The following is a 20,104-nucleotide window of genomic DNA, read 5'->3' as shown; positions in this document are numbered from 1 at the left end:
TGTACCCGATCACGGGGGTCAGCCGTCAAGACCTGCCGGAATGCCGGATCCTTGGCACCCTATCAGTCTTACCGCTCCCGGGCGAGTTCAGGCGACGTTTCGTCTGCGTTTCACCAATCCGCAGCTCTCTGAGCGAAACCGTGCTTCCTTACTATTCCCGTTCGTTGCGTTTGAAGTATTGATGATGATTATAGTATGCAGGTTTGGCGAAGTCAATGCATGGTAGTAAAAAATTCCAAGATTTAGGCTTTTACCACTCTTCCAGCTTCAGCAGCGGCTCTGCCTTCAAGTCAAGCTGTGAGAACTCCTGCTTGTCCCATTTGAGGAACGCGGCGGCGGCAATCATCGCCGCATTATCCGTGCACAGGCTCAGCGGAGGCACGAGCAGCGGCACGCCCAGCTGCTCTGCGCGCTCGGCAAGCCGGCCGCGCAGCCCCTTGTTCGCGGCGACACCGCCCGCGAGCAGCAGCTGCTTCGCGCCGTACTCCCGCACGGCGCGCGCCGCTTTCTCAACCAAGACGTCGATGACGGACTCTTGGAAGCCTTTGGAGATTTGCGCGGTTTGCAGCGCCTCTCCGCGCATCTTGGACTGATTCACGACGTTGAGCACGGCGGATTTCAATCCGCTGAAGCTGAAGTCGTAGGAGTCCGCTTCGAGCCATGCGCGCGGCATGGTAATCTCGTGCTCGGCCGCAGCCGCCAGGCGGTCGACGTGCGGCCCGCCCGGATAGGGCAGGCCCATAGCGCGAGCGACTTTGTCGTATGCCTCGCCTGCTGCGTCATCCCGGGTCCGTCCAATGATGCGGAACCGTCCGGGCGCTTCCATGTGCACCAGCTCGGTATGTCCGCCGGAAACGACAAGCGCGATCAACGGGTACTCCAGCTCATGAACCAGCTGATTCGCATAGATATGCCCGGCTATGTGATGGACACCGATTAGCGGAAGTCCGAGTGAGAGTGCTAAGGCTTTAGCTGCCACGACACCTACCAGCAGCGCACCGACAAGTCCCGGCCCTTGCGTAACGGCAATAGCCGACAGGTCGCCCAGCTGGATGCCTGCGTTTTCCACAGCTTCCTGCAGCATCCACGTAATCGATTCCACGTGCTTGCGCGAAGCCACTTCAGGGACGACTCCTCCGTAGCGCTGGTGAGTTTCGATTTGGCTGGAAACCACGTTCGAGCGAATGATTTTCCCGTTTTCCACAATAGCAACAGAGGTTTCGTCACAGCTTGTTTCGATCGCTAAAATATAAACCGGCTTTGCCGGATCCAATTGTTGATGATCAGGTTTTGTAATCACGTTATTTCTCCATTTCCTACAGTCGGGTCTTGGGTACCATTTTTTGACCGCCGCATCCTGGGCAGATCGGCCCACATGATAATCGCATCTTCACGGTTGTCCGTATAGTAGCCTCTCCGAACGCCTACCGAACGGAAGCCGAGCTTTTCATACAAATTTTGCGCGATATGATTGGAGGCTCTTACTTCGAGTGTCATTCTAAGCGCTCCCAAAAAAGCAGCCGTCCGCATGAGCTCCCTCAGCAGGCGCTCACCCAGTTTCTTGCCCCGGTACATGCTGCGAACAGCAATATTGGTCACATGCGCCTCGTCCATAATCAGCCACATGCCCCCGTATCCGCCTATATGTCCGTCAATCTCCAAGATCATATACTTGGCGAATTGATTATTCGTTAGCTCATTTTCAAAGGCTCCTGCCGTCCACGGCGTTGTGAACGACTCCTGCTCAATTTCGCAAATTTCCGGGATGTCCTCAAGACGCATCAACCGGAATTGTATAGACCATGCAGCCAGGTCCGCCTGATGCTGCTCCATGTCAATTGCCCCCTTTTGCGCTTTAGCCAAAAGATTGACCTCCGCCTCCGGCAGCTGGGTATAGTTCGGCACCAAGGTGTGAGTATCGTCGTAATCACCTTGAATCCAGCGCGGATAAGCAAGCTTACCGACATATTCGGCCTCGATTTGATATGCCTGCTGAACAACCTGACCTGTCCAGTTTTCCTGTAAGAACTGGATTTGTTCGGCAAAGCCGGCCGTTTCCCCTACGAATACGACTCGAGCGGGCTTATAAGCCGATGCTTCGATCTTCTCCGCTATCTGCTTCACCCACGCCTCCATCAGTCTGATGCCGTCAGGCATCACCTCTAGCGGCCGCGCACTCTCTTCCCCGCCTTTCACCAGGCATTCATAAATCCCAGTAAAAGCTTGCTTGCGCCTAGCATCCATCAATGGAATCACCCAAGTCGGCTGATTAACTTCGGAAGGACTGTGTTCTCGTTGCACTTGATCAAAGCCGCCCCAAGCCATCGCTTCCAAGCTGGACACGCCGATTAGCGGAAGACCCAGTGACCACGCCAATGTTTTCGCAACCGAAACACTGATTCTGACGCCTGTATAGGACCCTGGTCCTCTTCCTACGGCTATCGAGCCAATATCTCTGGCCTGTAAGTCTAATGACTTCAGCAGATCCTGAATGTGCGGCAGCAGTCCGATCGAATGGTTTCGCTCCGCTTGTGAATGGATTTCTCCGAGCAGCTTGCCCTGATTTAATACAGCCACTGTCATCGAGGAAGTGGATGTATCCATAGCCAAGCAATATGGATGCTGGTTATCTCTCAACGTATCTGTCATTGTACTCATTGTAGTTGTCCGTTCTCCTTCATTTGTAAACACCAGTTCCTGTAAGGATCGCCGTATGGTATCAATTGAAACATACGAGTCGTTTCGCCGGTGTAGGCTATATGGATGGATAGCCGGTTCTCGGGCAGCAGCTCTTCGATGAGACTTGACCATTCGATCAAAGTTACGCCTGCTCCATAGAAGTAGTCATCCAGTCCCAAATCATCCGCCTCATCTTGTGAGATGCGATACATGTCCATATGGTAAAAGGGTAACTTCTCCCCTTCGTATTCTTTCACAATCGTAAACGTGGGACTGTTAACCACCTCTCGAATCCCCATAGCTCTGGCAAAGCCCTGTGAAAATCGAGTCTTTCCCGCGCCTAAATCCCCGTCCAGCGTAATCACCGTACCCGGCTCCAGATAAGCAGCGAGAAGCTTGCCTAACTTGTCCGTGTCCGTTTCGCCGTTGGAGTGATATGTATAAGTTCTATTGGATGGAACCAGTGTATCTCAGCCCTTTCCTTCCGTATCCGCTTGCTGCTCCTATTATAGTCCTCGTTCACCTCGAACGGCAACTATGTGCTCGAGGTGTTTTGTGGGACAATGGGGATAACGATGTTTCCATTAGTGACGCGGTACCACTCGCTTATCAGATCTACTATGTTATAAATATCTTTTATTAGATAGAAAAATGGCCTGCTCTTACGAAATAAGAGCAAGCCAAAGCCTAATCTGTAGCCCTATTATCTTAACGCACTTCTTCCAGCTCCTGCACAGAAACCGTCCTTGTATCTGCAGGATTTTCTTCGGAGTGCACCTTAGCCGTAGCGAGCTTGGAATCTACACTGTCGATCCACACGGGCAGGCCATGAAGCTCGACTTCGATCTTATCGTCAGCCGCTAAAATCTGTTGAGCGCGATGAATGTCCATGGTAAGCGACTCCTCTACACTTCATCCATAACGGATTCCGGATGATCCATTGTATCCGTTGTCGATTCTTCGATCAATCCATTGTGAATGGTTACGGTGCCTCCGCCTAGGCCCTCATTGATCATGCGGTCTATATCCATAAAATAATCGTCCTTGCCTTCATACTGCGTATCCTGCGCCATGTGAGAACCCTCCTTGTTCGAATGAGATTTTGTACAGCATCTATCATCATTAAGTTTCCCTGATTTCAAACCTTCATTCTCTTAAATCTATGCCGTATAAAGGAAATCTTCTTCGTTAATACTGATAGAATCGAGGAATCGTCACTGGAATCGTAAGGAGGATGCCTATGCATACCGTATGGAAAGGCGCTATCAGCTTCGGCCTTGTTCATGTGCCTGTCAAAATGTTCTCAGCTACAGAGGACAAAGATATTTCTATGAAATATATTCATAAAGCTTGTATTACCCCGCTCTCTTATGTGCGTAAATGCAATACCTGCGAGAAAGAAGTAGAGTGGGAGGAAATTGCGCGCGGGTATGAATACGAGCCAGGACGTTTCGTCCTCTTTGAGAAAGAGGAGCTTGAGGCTATATCAGGTGAGGCTAACAAGGAAATTAAGATTTTGGATTTCGTCCATTTAACGGATATCGATCCGGTCTATTTTCAAAAAACTTATTACTTAGCTCCCGGGGATACCGGCGCCGGCGCTTACAATCTGCTGCTCGAATCCATGAAGCAAACCGGAAAAATCGGCATCTCCAAAGTATCTATACGCTCCAAAAGCTCATTAGCGGCGATAAGGGTTATTGATAATTGCCTTGCGATGGAGACGATTTTCTACCCGGATGAAATCCGTCCCATTAGTCAGGTTCCTAATTTACCAGAGAATTCGAATGTAAATGAACGGGAGCTGGAAATGGCGAAACTGCTGATCGGACAGCTTTCCACACCTTTTGAACCTGAAAAGTACAAAGATGAATACCGCGGCCGGCTCTTGGAAGCCATTGAGCACAAAGTGGCGGGCGAGGACGTTCAGACGGCTCCGGAAGTGCAAAAAACGAGCGTTATCGACCTTATGGCCGCGCTGCAGGCTAGTTTAGACGCAGTAGCGCCTTCCCCGTCGGACAACGATAAGGTCACACTTGAAGCCGATGCCACCGTCAAAGAAACCAAGAAGCCTAAGACCCGGGCAAAGAAAGAGAAAACGAAAGACAAAGAAAAAGAGAAAGAGACAGAAGCAATTACCTAAAGATACATTCCTGCGGCGGAACGTCTACGAAAGCCTGTATGGACGGCTGCCGCAGGGTTCTTCCTTCCTTATACCGCCACTCCGTGTACTGAATTTTCACAGCAAGCTGCGGCTTCACCCAGTATGCGCCCTTCATGTCGGGATGCGCAGAGCAGAACGGCATCGCCGCGATCACCATTGGCTTCAAAGTATCCGTAAGCTCAGCCCACTCTTTTCTGGGCATTTTCCCCGTACCCACATGTCCAATAAAGTGAAGCCGCTGCTGATCATCGTACACACCTACTAGCACCGCGTTGACGATGCCCCCGTTCAACGTAAATCCGCCGATCACCGCTATGACATCGCCATAATTTTTCACCTTGACCCACCGCTGATCCTTGCGGTCGCAGGCGTATGCGCTGCTCGTATCCTTACTGATAATTCCCTCCATCCCCTGCTGCTTCATCAGATCAAACAACGCCTGTCCGTTCGGATAGGCAGGCACCACTTGTACGGTCTGATTGGGAATGATGATGCTGGTAAGCAGATCGATTCGTTCACTCAGCGGTTTATCCGTGACCCACTCACCGTTAAGGTACAGCACATCGAAGACCATATAAGCAATGGGGACCGCTCTGCGGGAGGATTCGATCCGTTCAGCTCGTCTTACCCCGTCACGACGCATTACTTCATGAAACGACGGCTTACCATCCGCGGCAAGCGCAATAATTTCTCCGTCCAATATGACCGAGTCCGCCTTACAGTATACCGATACATCCGTAAGCTCGGGGTAGTTCATCGTCCGTTCGTTCCGTTTGCGATTGAACAACCGGCACTCGCCGCTCTCGTAATAGACCAGCATCCGGACTCCGTCCCATTTGACCTGGTGAATCCACTGCGCTGCGGCAGGAGCTTGCGATGCGGACATAGGTTCAAAGGGTATAACAGGCTCTAGCTTCATGACTTACCTCCACTGGGCTTCTACTCATTACCATTAGTTTCCGCTAAACTGCCTGCCGCTATGCATCTGGCGGATGTGACTACCGCAAATTATGGCGTTATGTTTACAGTGTAGGGCAGTCGATAACGGGGGCCCGGAGGGCTCAGTGTTCAGTGCTATTTTATATAGCATGGTCATTGGAAATACTAGAAATAAGTAACTTTCGAGAGGAGCCTGCTGCATATGGCCGTTACTACCAAAGGTGTTCTGATCGTAGAAGGTCATGAGCTGACCATTACGAATCCGACTAAACCCTTGTGGCCGGAACAAGGAATTACGAAAGCGGATTACATACTGAAGCTTACTGAGCTCGCACCGTATTTACTGAAGTACTGTAAGGACCGCCACTTAACCACGATTCGGTATCCGCATGGCTACAATGACAAATCGTTTTATCAAAAGAATGCGCCGGAGCCGCTGCCGGAATTTGTAAAGCTTGCTCCTCTTAAGGGAATCAACTATGTCAATCTCGACTGTGTGCCTACTCTCATATGGCTGGCTAATCTAGCCTGCTTGGAATTCCACCCGTCCTTTCACCACGTCGGATCATCGCTGCCTGCCGAATGGGTCATCGATATGGATCCTACGCTTGAGGATGAGCCGCGAATTATGGAGGCCGCTGTGATCATCGGAGAGATTCTCGACTCTCTGCGCATCGAGTCCATCGCCAAGACCTCAGGCGCCACCGGCGTGCAAATTTATGTTCCCATTCAACCGGGATATACATTCGAGCAGCTTCGGCGAATCGGGCATTTCGTTGCCAGCTATGCGGTCAAGAGGCACCCTCACCTGTTCACGATAGAACGCTTTAAGAAAAACCGGGGCAGTCTCATCTACTTGGATTATTTGCAGCACTGGTACGGGAAAACTCTTTCCGCGCCATACACACCAAGAGCTACTCCTTACGCTTCGGTATCAACTCCTTTGCAGTGGAATGAGGTGGAGGCCCGCCCCCATCCTAGAGAGTTCAATCTTCATACGATTATGGGCAGACTTCAGCAAAAAGGCGACCTGATCGCGCAGGTCCCCCCGCAGAATTTGGACATGATTTTAGCTAAGCTGTAGGTACTGATATGCCTTATAGGCAGGAATTTGTGCATATTTGTCTAATTTAAGTTAGGATGGAGGGAACGTTTCTCGAAGGAGGTTGCTATGAAACAACGAATAACACAGCTTCAGATTGCCGAATTATCAAGTGAACAAACCGACAAGCTCCGCAGCCGGTGGAAGCCTCAAGAGGGCGACTATATCGCCATCGGCGACCATGAGGAAATGATTTATTACTTGAACGGCGTAGACCGCATCAAATCGCTGCCGCTGCTGAACGTAGGTCAAATTCTTCAATTCTTAAGTGAGCATGGACGTATTCACGCTATGCACCAGGATGACCGTGAGTGGGTCGTGAATGACCGGTACCGAGCCGGCGAGCTTTGTGATGCCCTTTGGCAAGCGCTTATCGACTGCCTGTAAGCTCTCTCGGCCCCTCCCTCCTGTTTTAAAACAAAGGTGAGAGCAATCTTGCGATCACTTCCTTTCCTTTTTCATAGCGTGATCGTTTCTCGAACTCAACCAGCCTCAGCTCCTCGCAATCCTTCAAATCCTGCATGAAATCAGTTTCAATCCTCTTCATGATATCGCGGTCAAACATCACCGCATTCAGTTCAAAATTGCTGAAAAAACTTCGCATATCCATATTGGCGGTGCCCACAGTGGCCAACATATGATCAATAATTAAAATCTTTGCATGAATAAACCCCTTACGGTATAAATAAAACCGGACTCCGGCCTGCATCAGCTCCTGCAAGTACGATCTGGAAGCATATTGAACGATACGGGAATCACCTTTATAGGGTAAAATGATGCGGACATCCACGCCGCTGATAGCGGCTGTTTTCAGCGCCATGGCAATGCTGCCGTCCGGTATAAAATACGGCGTCGTCATGTACACCCGCTTCTTCGCTGCGGCAATGCCGGCAAAGAACATCTCTTGAATCGAATCCCACTGGGCATCGGGACCGCTGGAAATCATCTGAACTAAGGAAGAATCGGGCTGCCCATGCTCGGGAAACAAGGCATCCTCCGTCAATTTCTGTCCGCATACAAAGTGCCAATCGGTCAGAAAGGTCATCTGCAGGTAATAGACCGCATCACCCTGAAGCTTCAGGTGGGTGTCCCGCCAAAAGCCTAGCTTCGGATCCTTCCCCAAGTATTCATCTCCGATATTGATCCCCCCCACAAAACCGATTTGTCCATCTACGACAACGATTTTCCGGTGGTTGCGGTAATTCATTCGTTTATCAAAGAAAGCAATGAGCGGCGGCAGAAAGGGATGGACCTCGATCCCGGCCTGACGAAGTTTTTTTATGTACGAAGAAGAAAGTGAATAACTGCCGATGCCATCATAGATGATTCTTACCTTGACGCCCTCTTTCGCTTTTTGAATCAAGATTTCTTGGAATTTAGTTCCAATCTGATCGTGGCGTATGGTATAAAACTCAACATGAATGTGAGACTGCGCTTGTTCAATCGCCTCCAGCATGACGGGATAAGCCGCTTCTGCATTGGTTAGGACTGTGACCTGGTTTCTGCTTGTGATCGGTGACCCGGGGATATTGTGAAGCAGCCCGCACAAGCGGGAATCGCTGTACAATTCACACAAGGATGAGGTGGAACCCACATCTGACGCACCTCCCGGCATGCGCAGCTGACGCTGTATGTCGGTCATTTTATGTCTTGTCCTTCGGCGAACAATTTTGCGCTGTGAATATTCTTTGGCCAGAAAATAATACATGATAAATCCAATGATCGGAAAAATAAACAAAACGAGAAGCCAGGCAACGGTCTTAGCAGGCCTTCGGAATTCGCCCACCAGAATTGTCGCCGTCTGAAAGACAAATAGCAGCAGTAGCATTAAAAGCCAGAACATCGCTCTCTCCCCCTCGAGTCCTTTCCATACCTGCTTACAAGGTACGTTCTGATAGCTTATACCAACCAAGGTAGGTGTATACAATCTCACGTGACGATGCCTCCCCCAAAAGTAAAAGTTACCAAGATTCGTAATAAAATCCTTTCACAGCGAACAAAATATAGTTGCTTTCACTTGTGTTCGGCAGGAGGTACACCATCATGAAGGACAGATCCCAAAGCATCATGAAGCGGTTATTGCGCACACGTCCACAGGGCAAACCAGATGGCGAGCCGCTGGAACTGGCGGATGCGATGGATTACCACTTTATTGAGGAGCTGAAGAAGGCCAAATTATCACTCCTGCTGGAGGAGAATCATTCCTTTATTAAAGATATTTTCAGGGACTGCTCGGATGTGGTCGTGCGCGAATTTGAGATCCAATCCGGAATCCCCGCGCTGCTGCTGTTCGTCGACGGTCTGGCCAATACGCAGCTGCTGAACGACACCATGAAATCGCTCATGCTGCTGGGCGGCGGGGAGACATCGATTGAGCGGATCGTCGGGACGATCCTGCCTGTCTCGCAAACACAGGTCTCCGACAATTATGGGGACCTTCTCGTTTCGATCCTGAGCGGCGACACCGCTCTGCTCGTTGAAGGTAACGCAAAGGCGATCCTGCTGGGCATTCGCGGAACGGAGAAGCGTTCGGTCGCAGAGCCTGAGACGGAAACCGTCGTTCGCGGACCGCGCGAGGGCTTCGTCGAGAGCCTCAGGACGAATACATCGATGGTCAGGCGCAAGCTAAAGACGCCGAGACTCAAGATGAAATCGATGACGATCGGCAAAGAAAGCAATACAAATATTGTCGTGTGTTATATGGACGATATCGCTATGCCGTCCTTGGTGGAGGAAGTCGTCAAGCGATTGGAGCAGATTCAAATTGATGCCATTATGGAATCCGGCATGATTGAGGAGCTCATCCAAGACGATGCCTACTCGCCCTTTCCGCAAATGCAGTATACGGAAAGACCGGATGTCGTTACCGGCGCCTTGCTGCAAGGAAGAGTGGCCATCATCATAGACGGAACGCCATTTGCCCTTGTCGTGCCTTTTATTTTCATGCAAATTCTGCAGGCCAACGAGGACTATTATGAACGCTTTCAAATCGCCACCTTGCTGCGCTGGCTGCGCTATGTGTTCATGTTCCTTTCGCTGACCACACCGGCTCTGTATGTAGCGATTACTACCTACCACCAGGAGCTGCTCCCAACGACGTTAATGCTGAGTGTGGCCGCCGCCAGGGAAGCCATCCCGTTTCCCTCTGTCGTCGAAGCTTTCATCATGGAAATCACATTCGAGGCGCTCCGTGAAGCAGGCATCCGTCTGCCGAAAGCCGTGGGCTCTGCTGTTAGTATTCTCGGCGCTCTTGTCGTCGGACAAGCCGCCGTCCAAGCCGGCATTGTATCGGCTCCGATGGTCATTGTCGTATCGATTACAGGAATCGCTTCATTCACTATTCCGCGTTTTAACGGCGCCATCGCCATTCGCATGCTGCGCTTTCCGATCTTGATTGCAGCGGCTCTATTCGGCTTCTACGGCATCTTCCTGTGCTTGATGCTCCTGCTGGGCCATCTGGCCAACCTTCGCTCCTTCGGTGTGCCGTATTTATCACCGCTCGGACCGCTCTCATCAACAGACTTGAAGGATGTTATAATCCGGGCTCCTTGGTGGGCGATGAAGAAGCGCCCGGCTTACATGCCGCTGCAGGACGGAACTCGTATGGACAACCAGCTGCCTGATCAAATCATGCAGGATGGCGGATTAGATGGAAGCAACATTCACCATGAGCACCAATCAAGCAAGGAGTGATGGCACCATGGCTAATTCAATGAACCCGCTTCATCGAGCCATGACTTCGATGCTGAACAAGATAGCTGATAGGCGTTTATTATTCGATCGGGTGAACCCACGGCTGCCCGCGCTGATTGGTGTTCTTACTTCAGCATGCCTACTTCTGACCGGCTGCTGGGACAGGATTGAGACGAACGATGTCGCCTTTGTACTTAGCTCCTCTGTCGATCTCGAGGATGACGGGAAATACCGGGTATCCTATCTTGTCCCCCTTCCCGGTTCAATGGGCGGTGCCAGCGGAGGCGGAGGAGGTACTTCCGGTAATAACAGCTATTACATTGACTCCGAAACGGGAGCAACAATGCGGGAAGCCACAAGCAAGCTCCAAAAGAGGATGTCGCGCAAACTGTTTTTGTCACATCGCCGGACGATTATCATCGGAGAAGAGATGGCAAAAAGGGAATTAGCGAGATGTTTGACGTCGTCCCACGAACACCGGATAGCCGATTAACCTGCTTTCTTGTCGTCACAAAAGGCAAAGGATATGAGCTTCTGAATGCTAAGCCTAAATTTGAACGTTTCCCGGCAGAGGCCATCAGGGAACTGGTCAAATCCCCACAAGCCATGCCGACAACAACAAAGGATATCGGGATTGCGCTCAGCTTCAACAGCGACCCTATCGTCTCCTTCCTTGAGAAGCGCGATAGCCAGGGATCCAAGCCAACCTCCAAGGAAGTCCAGTTGATTGGTTATGGTCAATTCCGTGGTGACCGAATGGTCGGTACTTATCAGGAGGAGGAGGCCAACGGACTTATGTGGCTTAGAAACAAAGTCAAAGAGCATTCGATTACCTTCCCAATCGACGAACAAGGCGATGATATCAGTATTTTGGTATCCAAAGGGCAAGCATCGTTCAAACCGAAGCTGGATGGGGACAACGTATCCTTTGATGTCAAGATCGAAGCATGGGGAACGGTCCGCGAGGACTTGTCTAACCAGGACACCAACGAGTCGGATGTGCTGCATAATCTGGAGCAGAAGTTCGCAGAACAAATCAAGAAGAATGTACAGGCATGTCTGAAACAAATGCAAAATAAAGGCACCGATTCTGCTCAACTAGGCCTAGTTGTATGGCGTAACCATCCGGATGCGTGGAAGAAGCGTCTAGAGCAGAACTGGAGGACTTTGTTTAAGGAAGCATCCTTCAACATTCAGGTAACAGCCACAATAACCGAAACAGGTCTTATTAACCAGAATGTGATTAAGGACGGAATGCGATAGTGAACACATTATTCAGTCTCGGTTTTCTTTTCATTATGCTTTTCAGTCTGATGTTCGATTGGGGCATGCTCCGTAAGCAGAAGAGAAGTATCAAATTTTGTTACACTCTCGCGTATTTGGCTGCGTTTGGACTGTTTGCAAGCAAGTATTTGCATATAAGCTTCCCGATGCCAACCCAATTCTTTATTCATTACGTATCGCCATGGGTCAGCAGTATGATCGGGGTTTAAAAGAAGTAGATAGCATGGAAAGCGGTGACTCGATTGTATGGATAGCAAACAAATTATTAACCAGAGACAGCTCGCATGGCTCGCCTCTTCCGTGATAACGAGCGGAGGTATCCTGACGCTCCAGAATGTCCTGATCCGAGTCAGTGAAATGGACGCCTGGTTCAGTTATCTCATCCCTGTCTTCTATGTCTTTGCTATCGCTGCTTTCTTTGGATACTTGAGCAAACATTACCCGGGGAAGCATATCTTCGAGATTACCATGGAAGTGCTAGGTAGATGGGGCGGGACTCTGGTCAATCTTGTCATTCTGTTTCACTTGTGGCTTATTGCCGCCAGAGATGTTGGTTCTTTGGCCAAGTTCAGCTCGACCCTGCTGCTTCATCACACACCTATTGAGATCTTGATTCTTCTTCCCTGCTTGGTGCTTTGCTATTTTGGCAAGAGCAGCGTAGAAGTCATTGCCCGCGTTAACGACCTGTTTTACCCGTTATTCGTCGTTTCCGTCATGGCAATGCCTTTACTGCTATCCAATGAGTTTTACTTGAGATTGATCTCGCCAGTCTTGACGGCCCCTGTCTATAATCTTACTTTCAGCAATCTGCTTACCATCGGCAGTGCTGGCGATATCTTTATTCTTGGGGCCTTCTTGCATACCGTCTACAACGCCAGTTATATTCGCTCTTCCATTCGTCATGGCGCCATGCTCGGTATTTTTTTGTTGACATTGCTCATCTTTATGGTGTTGATCGTCCTGGGTCCGAAGATGCCGGGCAATTTCCTGTATCCGACCTATAATTTGGTACAAATGATCCACGTCACCGACTTCTTGGACCGGCTGGATATCGTCATGCTGACGGTATGGTTTCCTACCATTGCCTGCAAAATGATCGCTCTTTATACAGCTCTGCTGCTTGGAATTAGCAGCTTGTTCAAGGAGCGTAACTATCCGATATTCAACAAACCGGTTGCCATGGTTCTTGTGATGACAACGATCATGTCATTTCGAAGTACGACAGAGCTGCTGTCCTTTGCTAACTTTAGCTCGCCGGTTATTGTGCTGGCCTATCAGCCTGCCGTCATGATCCTTCTGTTTGTCGTTGTGAAGATCAAAAGCAGAAAGCTGGGAATGGGGAATCAAGAGAAACAAGAGAAACAAGAGAAACAAGAGAAACAAGAGAAACAGTGGAATCAAGCGAGTCAGGTGAGCCAGGAGAAACGGGGGAACCAAGTCAATCAAGCGAGTCAAGGCAATCAAGACAATCAAGACAGTCAAGGCGATTCAAGAAGTCAAAGCAAACACCAGCCTGCATCCGGCGGGTCGGACGCACAATCAAAGAGCAGAGCAGCGTTTTGGAGCAAGAATCTTACTTACTCGCATTGGCTTTGGATCGGCAATCTCTTGATGCTGGCATCTCTGGGCAGCATGGCAGCCGGCCTCGTGTTCAGCCGATACAATCCGCAGTCAGGTACCGTATGCGCATCCTTATATGGATGCTGCCTGACCTTAACCGCATTCACAACATATATGGAGGTGAGTCGGATTAAACAATCCCAAGCTGGTAACAAATAACTTATTCTTGTCCAAAAAATCTGAATAGGAGCTTATAACGTTGTTATGAAACTCAAATGGAAGCCCAAAAAACTGACGCTAGTCATTATTCCTGAGGCGAATCAATCTATCGTCAGATTTCGAATTACCAACCTCTTCACCTATGCAATAGCGACATGCGGCAGTCTTCTGCTTGCTATCTGTTTGATGACCTATGCCTTGCACCTGCATACCAGTAAAGCAGCAAGCGTACTCAAATCCCAGCTTCGCGGGGAGAAGCTGCAGCTAAGCGCAGCATTAACCTCCAAGAATCAAGCCATCGAGCAATTGCAAAATGAAGTGATTCAGCTTTCTCAGCAAGCCGAGCAAATGAAAGCCAAGGTTGAACAAATGAAACAACTGGAACATGAACTCAAAGCGCTGTCACTGGACGATGCAAGCTCCAAGGAAGCTTCCGGAGCGAGCTCGGCTGTCGCCCAGGCTGAGAAGCTGATGATAGGCCCGGCCTTGGGTGTCGGCGGAAGCTCCAAGTCCGTCTCCCAAGACGATATCTTGAAGCTGGGCGAGCAAACCTCGGCCTCTCTAACCGCGCTGAACACGGAAGTCAGCAAGCTAGGGCTGAGTCTCGCGGAAGCAAAACGTCAGCAGGAAAAGCTGCGGGCCATACCGAGCATTTGGCCCACGACGACCAAGCTGGTGACATCGAATTACGGGTACCGCAAGGATCCTTTCACAGCGAAGCCGAGCTTCCATGCAGGCATTGACTTTGGCGCCAAAGCGAATGAGCCTGTTTTTGCTGCCGCTGATGGTAAAGTAGTGAGCACAGGAACCGACCGCTTCCATGGTAATAACATTATTGTGGAGCATACTTCCGGTCTGCGTACCTGGTACATGCACTTAAACAAAATGTTTGTACGTAAGGGAGAGCATGTGGAAAAAGGCCAAAAGATCGGCCTTGTTGGTTCCACAGGGCGAAGCACCGGCCCGCATCTCCATTATGAGATTCTCAAGAACGGCAAAAGCGTTGATCCCAAGCCCTATCTAAAAACAGTACGAAAGGAAGCCAACTAGCATGTTTAAAACAAGGAAATCGTTATTGAACCCGAACACGACCGACACCTTAATCGGAGAAGGAACTTTGTTCGAGGGCTGCATCCGCTCGGAGGCAAGCATCCGGATTGAGGGTCAAATTATCGGAGATGTGACATGCAACGGGGATGTGACGATCGGTGAGCACGGCCATGTCCGCTCGGACATTACAGCCCGTGATGTGGTCTTGGCCGGTATTGTGCATGGCAATATTACTACCTCCGGCAAGCTTACGATCACTTCAACAGGCACGCTGCTTGGAGATATAAGCGCCGCTTCCATCACCATCGAAGAAGGCGGAGTATTTCAAGGAACGAGCAAAATGGAAAGAAAACAACCTTCACTTGCATCACAAGGCAGCGGCGATCCTGATAAAGCTGCAAAGCCGGCGCCTCAGGCGGGAGAAAGCTTGAAGGCTCCTGCCGTTGCTATATCCAATTAAGGACACTTCTTCAATGTTCAACGTCGCATGACTGTTGTCAGACACATGATGAATTGGAGGCTGGTCCTTATGACAGCTACTTTACATCATCGACTTGGCGTGCCCGGTGATTCATGCGAGTGCGGTTGCCGAATTGGGTTGACATGGTATAATGGTTGGAAATTCCTTATTTCTGGCTGATGCAGGAGATACGCAGATGAAAGAACAAACGATTCTATTTGATCTCGACGATACACTCATACACTGCAATCGATACTTCGACTTTGTCATCGACCAATTCGTGGACCGTATGTTGACCTGGTTTTCCGGGCACCAATTAACACCGCAACACATTAAGAAAAAGCAGGTGGAAATTGATCTGGCCGGCGTACAAATTCACGGCTTTAAGCCGGAGCGGTTTCCCAAATCCTTCGTCGAAACGTATCACTGGTTCTCAAACGTCCTAGGCCGTGAAACCAGCGAGACGGAAGAAGCTCATCTCATGGATCTCGGCCATACGGTTTATTCCTATACTGTCGAGCCTTACCCGCTCATGCATGAAACGCTCGACGCCCTCCGAAGCGCCGGGCATAAGCTATATCTGTACACAGGCGGAGATGCAACGATTCAAATGAAGAAGGTGGCGGATTCCGGCCTTCACGATTACTTCGACGACCGAGTTTTCGTCACCGTGCATAAGACAAAGGAATATATGAAATCTCTCGTGCACGAGCAGCGCTTCGATCCGAGGCGGACCTGGATGATCGGCAACTCCGTTCGAACGGATGTTCTCCCCGCCCTTCACGCAGGCATCCATACCATCTATATCCCAGCCCATCAGGATTGGGAGTATAACACCGGAACCATTGATGTGGAGCCCCAAGGCGCCTTCTATCAATTGGAATCGCTGCGTGAAGTGCCGCCAACCATCGACGAGTATGTGAAAAAAACTGCTTCCCTCTAAGGAAAGCAGTTTTTGCTGTCTTCAGGCCGCGATGTCTCTTCTTCGGAATATTTCCCAAGATAGCACGTTAAACAGCAGGAAGTAGAACAGCAGCACACTGATGGAGAATCCAAGGCTCATGCCATCAGCCAAGGGCTTGCCGTCCAAATATGGAGTCAAGTCCGTATTGGCAAACAAGAAGTACTTGCCCCATGAATAGCGCAGCAAGAGCATCGAAATCACTTGTCCCGCAAACATGATGAAGATGCTAATGCCGATGGCCAAAGAAGAGCTGCGGAATACCGTGGAAATCATAAATGCCAGTGTCACAACCATCACTAGCTCAACGAGCTTTAAGCTGTAGTCCGCCATCATATGAAGCGGCATGCTGCTTACCTGAATCGCTCCGCCCTCGCCCAAAGCCGTGTACGGCATATTGAAGTAACTGAATCCATAGATCAATCCGCTGATGAATACCGCGCTGATGAACAAGATGACCAGCAGGAGAGCAGCAAACAATAGCGTAGCCATATACTTGGATAATAGAATTTTCGAACGGCTGGCCGGACGAATCAGCAGCAGCTTGATCGTTCCCCATGTAAATTCGCCCGCCACCATATCTCCGGCAATGATCACGGTAAACAAGGTGACGAATTGGATCAGGTTGGCTGCATTTTGAACACCGCCCCACATAGTCATTTCCACAGGAGGAATATCGTGGTCGAGGGCATATTGCTTGAGCTTCATCTCCTGTTTCAGCTGTTCCTTGAATGTAGGCGAAAGCTCGGGATTCGTCATCTCTTTGGCCGCTTGATCCATAGAGCCCTGAGTCATTTCTTTCCAATTGGCCAGCTGATCTTCTTTGCCGGAGTGTGAGAAGATGGCCACGATCACAACAAACATGACCAGCAGCAAGATTAGAATCCAGGTTCGCAGCCTGCGATATATTTTCATATTTTCATTTTGTATGAGATTAAGCAATTTGATCACTTCCCGTCATTTCCAAAAATTGATCTTCCAACGACTTATTAGCCGTACGAATGCCAAATACGTTGATTCCCGCTTCGACAAAACGCTTGTTCCAAGCCGCAACCTCCGTCCGATCCAGCGTCATCACTAGCGTTTCGCCTCTCAGCTCATAGACAGCCTCTAACGAAACCTCCTTCACAAGATTCCTTGCCGCATCCAGCGGCTCCAAGTCAAATACAACCTGCAGCTTATCATCCGCCTGTCTGAAATCTTTAATAAGCCTCACATCGACCAAGCTTCCGTTCTGGATAATAGCTACCCGATCGCACATCAGCTCCATCTCGGACAACAGATGGCTGGATACGATCACGGAGATGCCTTCTTCCCGAGTCAATTTGCGTAAATGATCTCGCAGCTCCCGGATCCCGGCTGGATCCAGTCCATTGGTCGGTTCATCCAAGATCAGCACGGAAGGCTTATGAAGCAGAGCCTGTGCAATGCCCAAACGCTGACGCATGCCTAGGGAATAGGTTTTTACTTTGTCATGAATCCGATTTTCCATCCCTACCAGCTTAATGACCTCCTCGATCCGCTGCGCGGATATGCCAGGGATCATCCTCGCATAATGAACCAGATTATGGTACCCGCTCAGAAATTTGTACATTTCCGGGTTCTCTACAATCGCGCCAATATGGCGGATCGCTTCCTCAAAATGTGTGCGTATGGAATGACCTCCGATTCGGATATCCCCCTCCGTAATGGACATCAAGCCCACCATCATGCGGATGGTCGTAGTTTTGCCCGCACCGTTAGGCCCCAGAAATCCAAATACTTCGCCCCGGGGAACCTCAAAGCTGAGCTTATCGATAATGGTTTTGGCGCCGATTTTTTTGCACACTTGCTCCATTTGTACAATAGGTAAAGCTGCATCTGCCGTTTTCATTCGAGCACTCTCCTCTTTTATTTGAAAAAGTCATATATAAAGTCACATGCCATCATGACTTGCCTCACTATGGAAATTCCGTGTAATTATGTACAATGAATATAATGCGAAATAAAGCGAAATGAAGCCGTAAAGGAGCCCGACTATGATTCAAAGAAGACCTTGGCATGGTGTGGAATGGACGCTCTTTATTCTGTTATCCGGAAACACGATGCTTGGACTTGTCTATGTGCTTCTCCATATGAATGAATTTAAACATATTTCCGTTCCGCTTACCATTGTTTTCCTGCTCCTCTCCTATGGATTGCCGCTGCTATTCTGGCGTCCTGGATATGTTAGCTGCCAGTTGTATCCGTTAGCGGTCCTCATAACGAATGCTCCTCTTCAAATCTATCTCTCTTGGAGGGAGCAAGATATCTACTCTATTATTAATTGCCCATTAATGGCCGTTGGATTCCTCACTGATCGAAAAAATGCATGGTGGATTGCACCTATTTACATATTAGCCATGCCTGTCACCTATTATTTCTTGGTAGATTCAGAGCAAATCGTAGGTGAGGTGTTCAGCCAAGTGTTATATGCGGTGCTTTTTTACACTATCGGTATTTCCCTGCAGCGTGTAGTCTCCTCTAATGAAAAAACCGAGACGCTGCTTGCCGAGAATCAACGACAATATCAATTAATTCACGAGCAGAACAACGTTCTGGAGCAGTACGCCAACCAAATCGAGCAATTAACGCTTGTGGAAGAACGCAACCGGATGGCTCGGGAGCTTCATGATACAGTCGGACACACCTTCACCTCTGTCATCATGGGGATGGATGCCGTGTCGTACTTGATCGAAGCAGCCCCGGACAAAGCCAAGGAAAAGCTTGACGTCTTGCGCGATGTGACCCGCAGCGGGCTGGAGGAAGTACGCAGGAGCATCCATCAGATGATGCCCCATGGGGACGATATGCTGCTCTCCTATCAATTGAACCGATTAGCCAATGAGTTCGCCGTTCATACTGGGACGCAGATTCGCTTCAACACCGAAGGCCAAGAATATGAGCTTCCCAAACAAGCCAAGCTTTCCTTGATTCGCTGCTTGCAGGAGTCATTAACCAACGCGAAGCGGCACGGCAGAGCCGCCGCCGTTGAGGTCAGACTCGCCTATACCGATGATCAGGTTACCCTGCTGATTGAAGACGACGGTGTCGGCACGGACCGGCTGAATGCCGGCTTCGGCATCGGGGCCATGCAGGAACGCATCAGTGCGCTGCAAGGGACACTGCAGATTCGCTCGGCACTAGGCCAGGGTACCGTCGTCAGCTGCAGCATTCCTGCTCCGCAGCAGCTGGCACTCTAGCCCAACAAATAAAAGTACGTGATACAATACAAAAAGTTACTTATCCGTGAGGAGTGAGAAAAGCCCATGAGTTCAACGCCGCTAAAGCTTCTCCTGGTCGATGACCAGGATTTAATCCGTGAAAGTCTTCACATCGTCCTCGACATGGACCCGGACATTACCGTCGTCGGCTTAGCCGAAAACGGGCACACGGCCGTCCGCTTATGCGAGGAGCTTTCGCCTGACATCGTGCTGATGGATGTTCATATGCCCGTGATGGACGGTGTTGAAGCCACCCGCCAGATCAAAGCAAAATGGCCGCAAATCCGCGTGATTATCTTGACTACGTTCCAAGAGATCACGTATGTCGTTGACGCTCTCGGAGCCGGGGCCGAGGGGTATCTGCTCAAGGCCATCCACCCGAAGGACCTTGCTGCCGGCATCAAGTGGGTGCACCAAGGCGGCACGCTGATCCCGCAGGACATCGCCAAAATGCTCGTGCAGCAAGCAAGAAGCGCATCACACGCTGAAGAAGCGGGCGATGCGACGAAATCAGCCCTGGCACCGCCCCAAGACACAGCCCGCACAGACATATACGGACTCAGCGAACGCGAGGTTCAAGTGCTCCACTGCATCGCAGAAGGGCTCAGTAACAAAGAAATTGCCGAGAAGCTGTATCTATCCGAGGGTACCGTCAAGAACTACATCTCCAGCATTTACTCCAAAATGGATGTGCGCGACCGCATTCAAGCGTCGCGGAAAGCTTTGGAGGAAGGGCTGCTATAGCTTCGCA

Annotated in this window: 19 protein-coding genes, 2 pseudogenes and 1 other annotated feature (1 of these 22 running past the window's edge); of the genes and pseudogenes, 11 read left to right on the top strand and 10 right to left on the bottom strand. The window is 50.0% G+C overall.

Annotated features, from left to right (window positions below):
* Positions 1 to 174: a binding site (T-box leader), on the bottom strand; it reaches 68 nt to the left of the window's first position.
* A 76-nt stretch (positions 175 to 250) separates the two neighbouring features.
* The 6 genes and pseudogenes from tsaD to L0M14_RS03190 form a co-directional block, all read right to left on the bottom strand.
* On the bottom strand, positions 251 to 1,300 hold the full coding sequence (tsaD, locus tag L0M14_RS03215; protein ID WP_235120772.1) for a tRNA (adenosine(37)-N6)-threonylcarbamoyltransferase complex transferase subunit TsaD: 1,050 nt from the start codon (positions 1,298 to 1,300) through the stop codon (positions 251 to 253).
* Positions 1,297 to 1,833, bottom strand: coding sequence for a ribosomal protein S18-alanine N-acetyltransferase (gene rimI / locus L0M14_RS03210; protein WP_235122794.1), 537 nt, complete (start codon positions 1,831 to 1,833; stop codon positions 1,297 to 1,299). The genes tsaD and rimI overlap by 4 nt, the downstream gene beginning before the upstream one ends.
* Before the next feature lie 117 nt (positions 1,834 to 1,950).
* A pseudogene (gene tsaB, locus L0M14_RS03205) lies at positions 1,951 to 2,583 on the bottom strand (tRNA (adenosine(37)-N6)-threonylcarbamoyltransferase complex dimerization subunit type 1 TsaB); the annotation flags it as partial.
* A 71-nt stretch (positions 2,584 to 2,654) separates the two neighbouring features.
* A complete protein-coding gene (tsaE, locus tag L0M14_RS03200) occupies positions 2,655 to 3,143 on the bottom strand; it encodes a tRNA (adenosine(37)-N6)-threonylcarbamoyltransferase complex ATPase subunit type 1 TsaE (RefSeq protein WP_405031029.1) in 489 nt (162 codons plus the stop codon).
* Positions 3,144 to 3,387: 244 nt separating this feature from the next.
* On the bottom strand, positions 3,388 to 3,570 hold the full coding sequence (locus L0M14_RS03195; protein WP_235120769.1) for an H-type small acid-soluble spore protein: 183 nt from the start codon (positions 3,568 to 3,570) through the stop codon (positions 3,388 to 3,390).
* 14 nt (positions 3,571 to 3,584) lie between these two features.
* Positions 3,585 to 3,752 carry a hypothetical protein gene (locus L0M14_RS03190; protein WP_235120767.1) on the bottom strand — a complete coding sequence of 56 codons (168 nt, stop codon included), beginning with the start codon at positions 3,750 to 3,752 and terminating at the stop codon, positions 3,585 to 3,587.
* Positions 3,753 to 3,919: 167 nt separating this feature from the next.
* Between L0M14_RS03190 and ku the strand changes: the two genes are divergently transcribed.
* A complete protein-coding gene (gene ku / locus L0M14_RS03185) occupies positions 3,920 to 4,822 on the top strand; it encodes a non-homologous end joining protein Ku (RefSeq protein ID WP_235120764.1) in 903 nt (300 codons plus the stop codon).
* Here ku and L0M14_RS03180 read toward each other — a convergent pair.
* Positions 4,815 to 5,762: an ATP-dependent DNA ligase gene (locus L0M14_RS03180; protein WP_235120763.1), complete on the bottom strand. Its 948-nt coding sequence runs from the start codon at positions 5,760 to 5,762 to the stop codon at positions 4,815 to 4,817. The two genes, ku and L0M14_RS03180, sit on opposite strands and share 8 nt — an antisense overlap.
* 222 nt (positions 5,763 to 5,984) lie before the next feature.
* Here L0M14_RS03180 and ligD point away from each other — a divergent pair, with 222 nt between their 5' ends.
* Positions 5,985 to 6,866 (top strand): non-homologous end-joining DNA ligase, encoded by an 882-nt coding sequence (gene ligD, locus L0M14_RS03175; protein WP_235120761.1) that lies wholly within the window; start codon positions 5,985 to 5,987, stop codon positions 6,864 to 6,866.
* Positions 6,867 to 6,953: 87 nt separating this feature from the next.
* Entirely contained in the window at positions 6,954 to 7,271 is a 318-nt protein-coding gene (locus L0M14_RS03170; RefSeq protein WP_235120759.1) for a hypothetical protein, read from the top strand.
* A 25-nt stretch (positions 7,272 to 7,296) separates the two neighbouring features.
* Here L0M14_RS03170 and cls read toward each other — a convergent pair whose 3' ends face one another.
* Positions 7,297 to 8,727 (bottom strand): cardiolipin synthase, encoded by a 1,431-nt coding sequence (gene cls, locus L0M14_RS03165; protein ID WP_235120758.1) that lies wholly within the window; start codon positions 8,725 to 8,727, stop codon positions 7,297 to 7,299.
* 293 nt (positions 8,728 to 9,020) lie between these two features.
* Between cls and L0M14_RS03160 the strand changes: the two genes are divergently transcribed.
* The 6 genes and pseudogenes from L0M14_RS03160 to L0M14_RS03130 all read left to right on the top strand — a co-directional run bounded on the left by L0M14_RS03160 (position 9,021) and on the right by L0M14_RS03130 (position 16,093).
* Positions 9,021 to 10,577, top strand: coding sequence for a spore germination protein (locus L0M14_RS03160; RefSeq protein WP_235122792.1), 1,557 nt, complete (start codon positions 9,021 to 9,023; stop codon positions 10,575 to 10,577).
* Positions 10,534 to 11,840: pseudogene (locus tag L0M14_RS32315) on the top strand (Ger(x)C family spore germination protein). The gene L0M14_RS03160 and the pseudogene L0M14_RS32315 overlap by 44 nt, the downstream one beginning before the upstream one ends.
* A 267-nt stretch (positions 11,841 to 12,107) precedes the next feature.
* Positions 12,108 to 13,640: a GerAB/ArcD/ProY family transporter gene (locus L0M14_RS03145; RefSeq protein ID WP_235120753.1), complete on the top strand. Its 1,533-nt coding sequence runs from the start codon at positions 12,108 to 12,110 to the stop codon at positions 13,638 to 13,640.
* Between the two features lie 45 nt (positions 13,641 to 13,685).
* A complete protein-coding gene (locus tag L0M14_RS03140) occupies positions 13,686 to 14,690 on the top strand; it encodes a M23 family metallopeptidase (RefSeq protein ID WP_235120751.1) in 1,005 nt (334 codons plus the stop codon).
* A gap of 1 nt (position 14,691) precedes the next feature.
* Entirely contained in the window at positions 14,692 to 15,150 is a 459-nt protein-coding gene (locus tag L0M14_RS03135) for a bactofilin family protein (protein ID WP_235120750.1), read from the top strand.
* 196 nt (positions 15,151 to 15,346) lie between these two features.
* Entirely contained in the window at positions 15,347 to 16,093 is a 747-nt protein-coding gene (locus L0M14_RS03130; RefSeq protein ID WP_235120748.1) for an HAD family hydrolase, read from the top strand.
* 21 nt (positions 16,094 to 16,114) lie between these two features.
* On the opposite strand, the gene L0M14_RS03125 is transcribed toward L0M14_RS03130, so the two are convergent.
* Complete coding sequence (locus L0M14_RS03125; protein WP_235120747.1) at positions 16,115 to 17,062, bottom strand: ABC transporter permease; 948 nt, start codon at positions 17,060 to 17,062, stop codon at positions 16,115 to 16,117.
* Positions 17,046 to 17,984 (bottom strand): ABC transporter ATP-binding protein, encoded by a 939-nt coding sequence (locus L0M14_RS03120; protein WP_235120745.1) that lies wholly within the window; start codon positions 17,982 to 17,984, stop codon positions 17,046 to 17,048. Before L0M14_RS03120 ends, L0M14_RS03125 begins: the two co-directional genes overlap by 17 nt.
* A gap of 145 nt (positions 17,985 to 18,129) precedes the next feature.
* Here L0M14_RS03120 and L0M14_RS03115 point away from each other — a divergent pair, with 145 nt between their 5' ends.
* The gene (locus L0M14_RS03115) at positions 18,130 to 19,332 is read left to right on the top strand and encodes a sensor histidine kinase (RefSeq protein WP_235120743.1); all 1,203 of its coding nucleotides are present in this window, start codon (positions 18,130 to 18,132) and stop codon (positions 19,330 to 19,332) included.
* A gap of 66 nt (positions 19,333 to 19,398) precedes the next feature.
* Positions 19,399 to 20,097, top strand: a complete 699-nt coding sequence (locus tag L0M14_RS03110) for a response regulator (RefSeq protein ID WP_235120741.1) — start codon at positions 19,399 to 19,401, stop codon at positions 20,095 to 20,097.
* Positions 20,098 to 20,104 lie beyond the last annotated feature (7 nt).

This window comes from Paenibacillus hexagrammi (genome assembly GCF_021513275.1).
Classification (GTDB): Bacteria; Bacillota; Bacilli; order Paenibacillales; family NBRC-103111; genus Paenibacillus_E; species Paenibacillus_E hexagrammi.
This window is presented reverse-complemented; position numbering and strand designations above follow the sequence as displayed.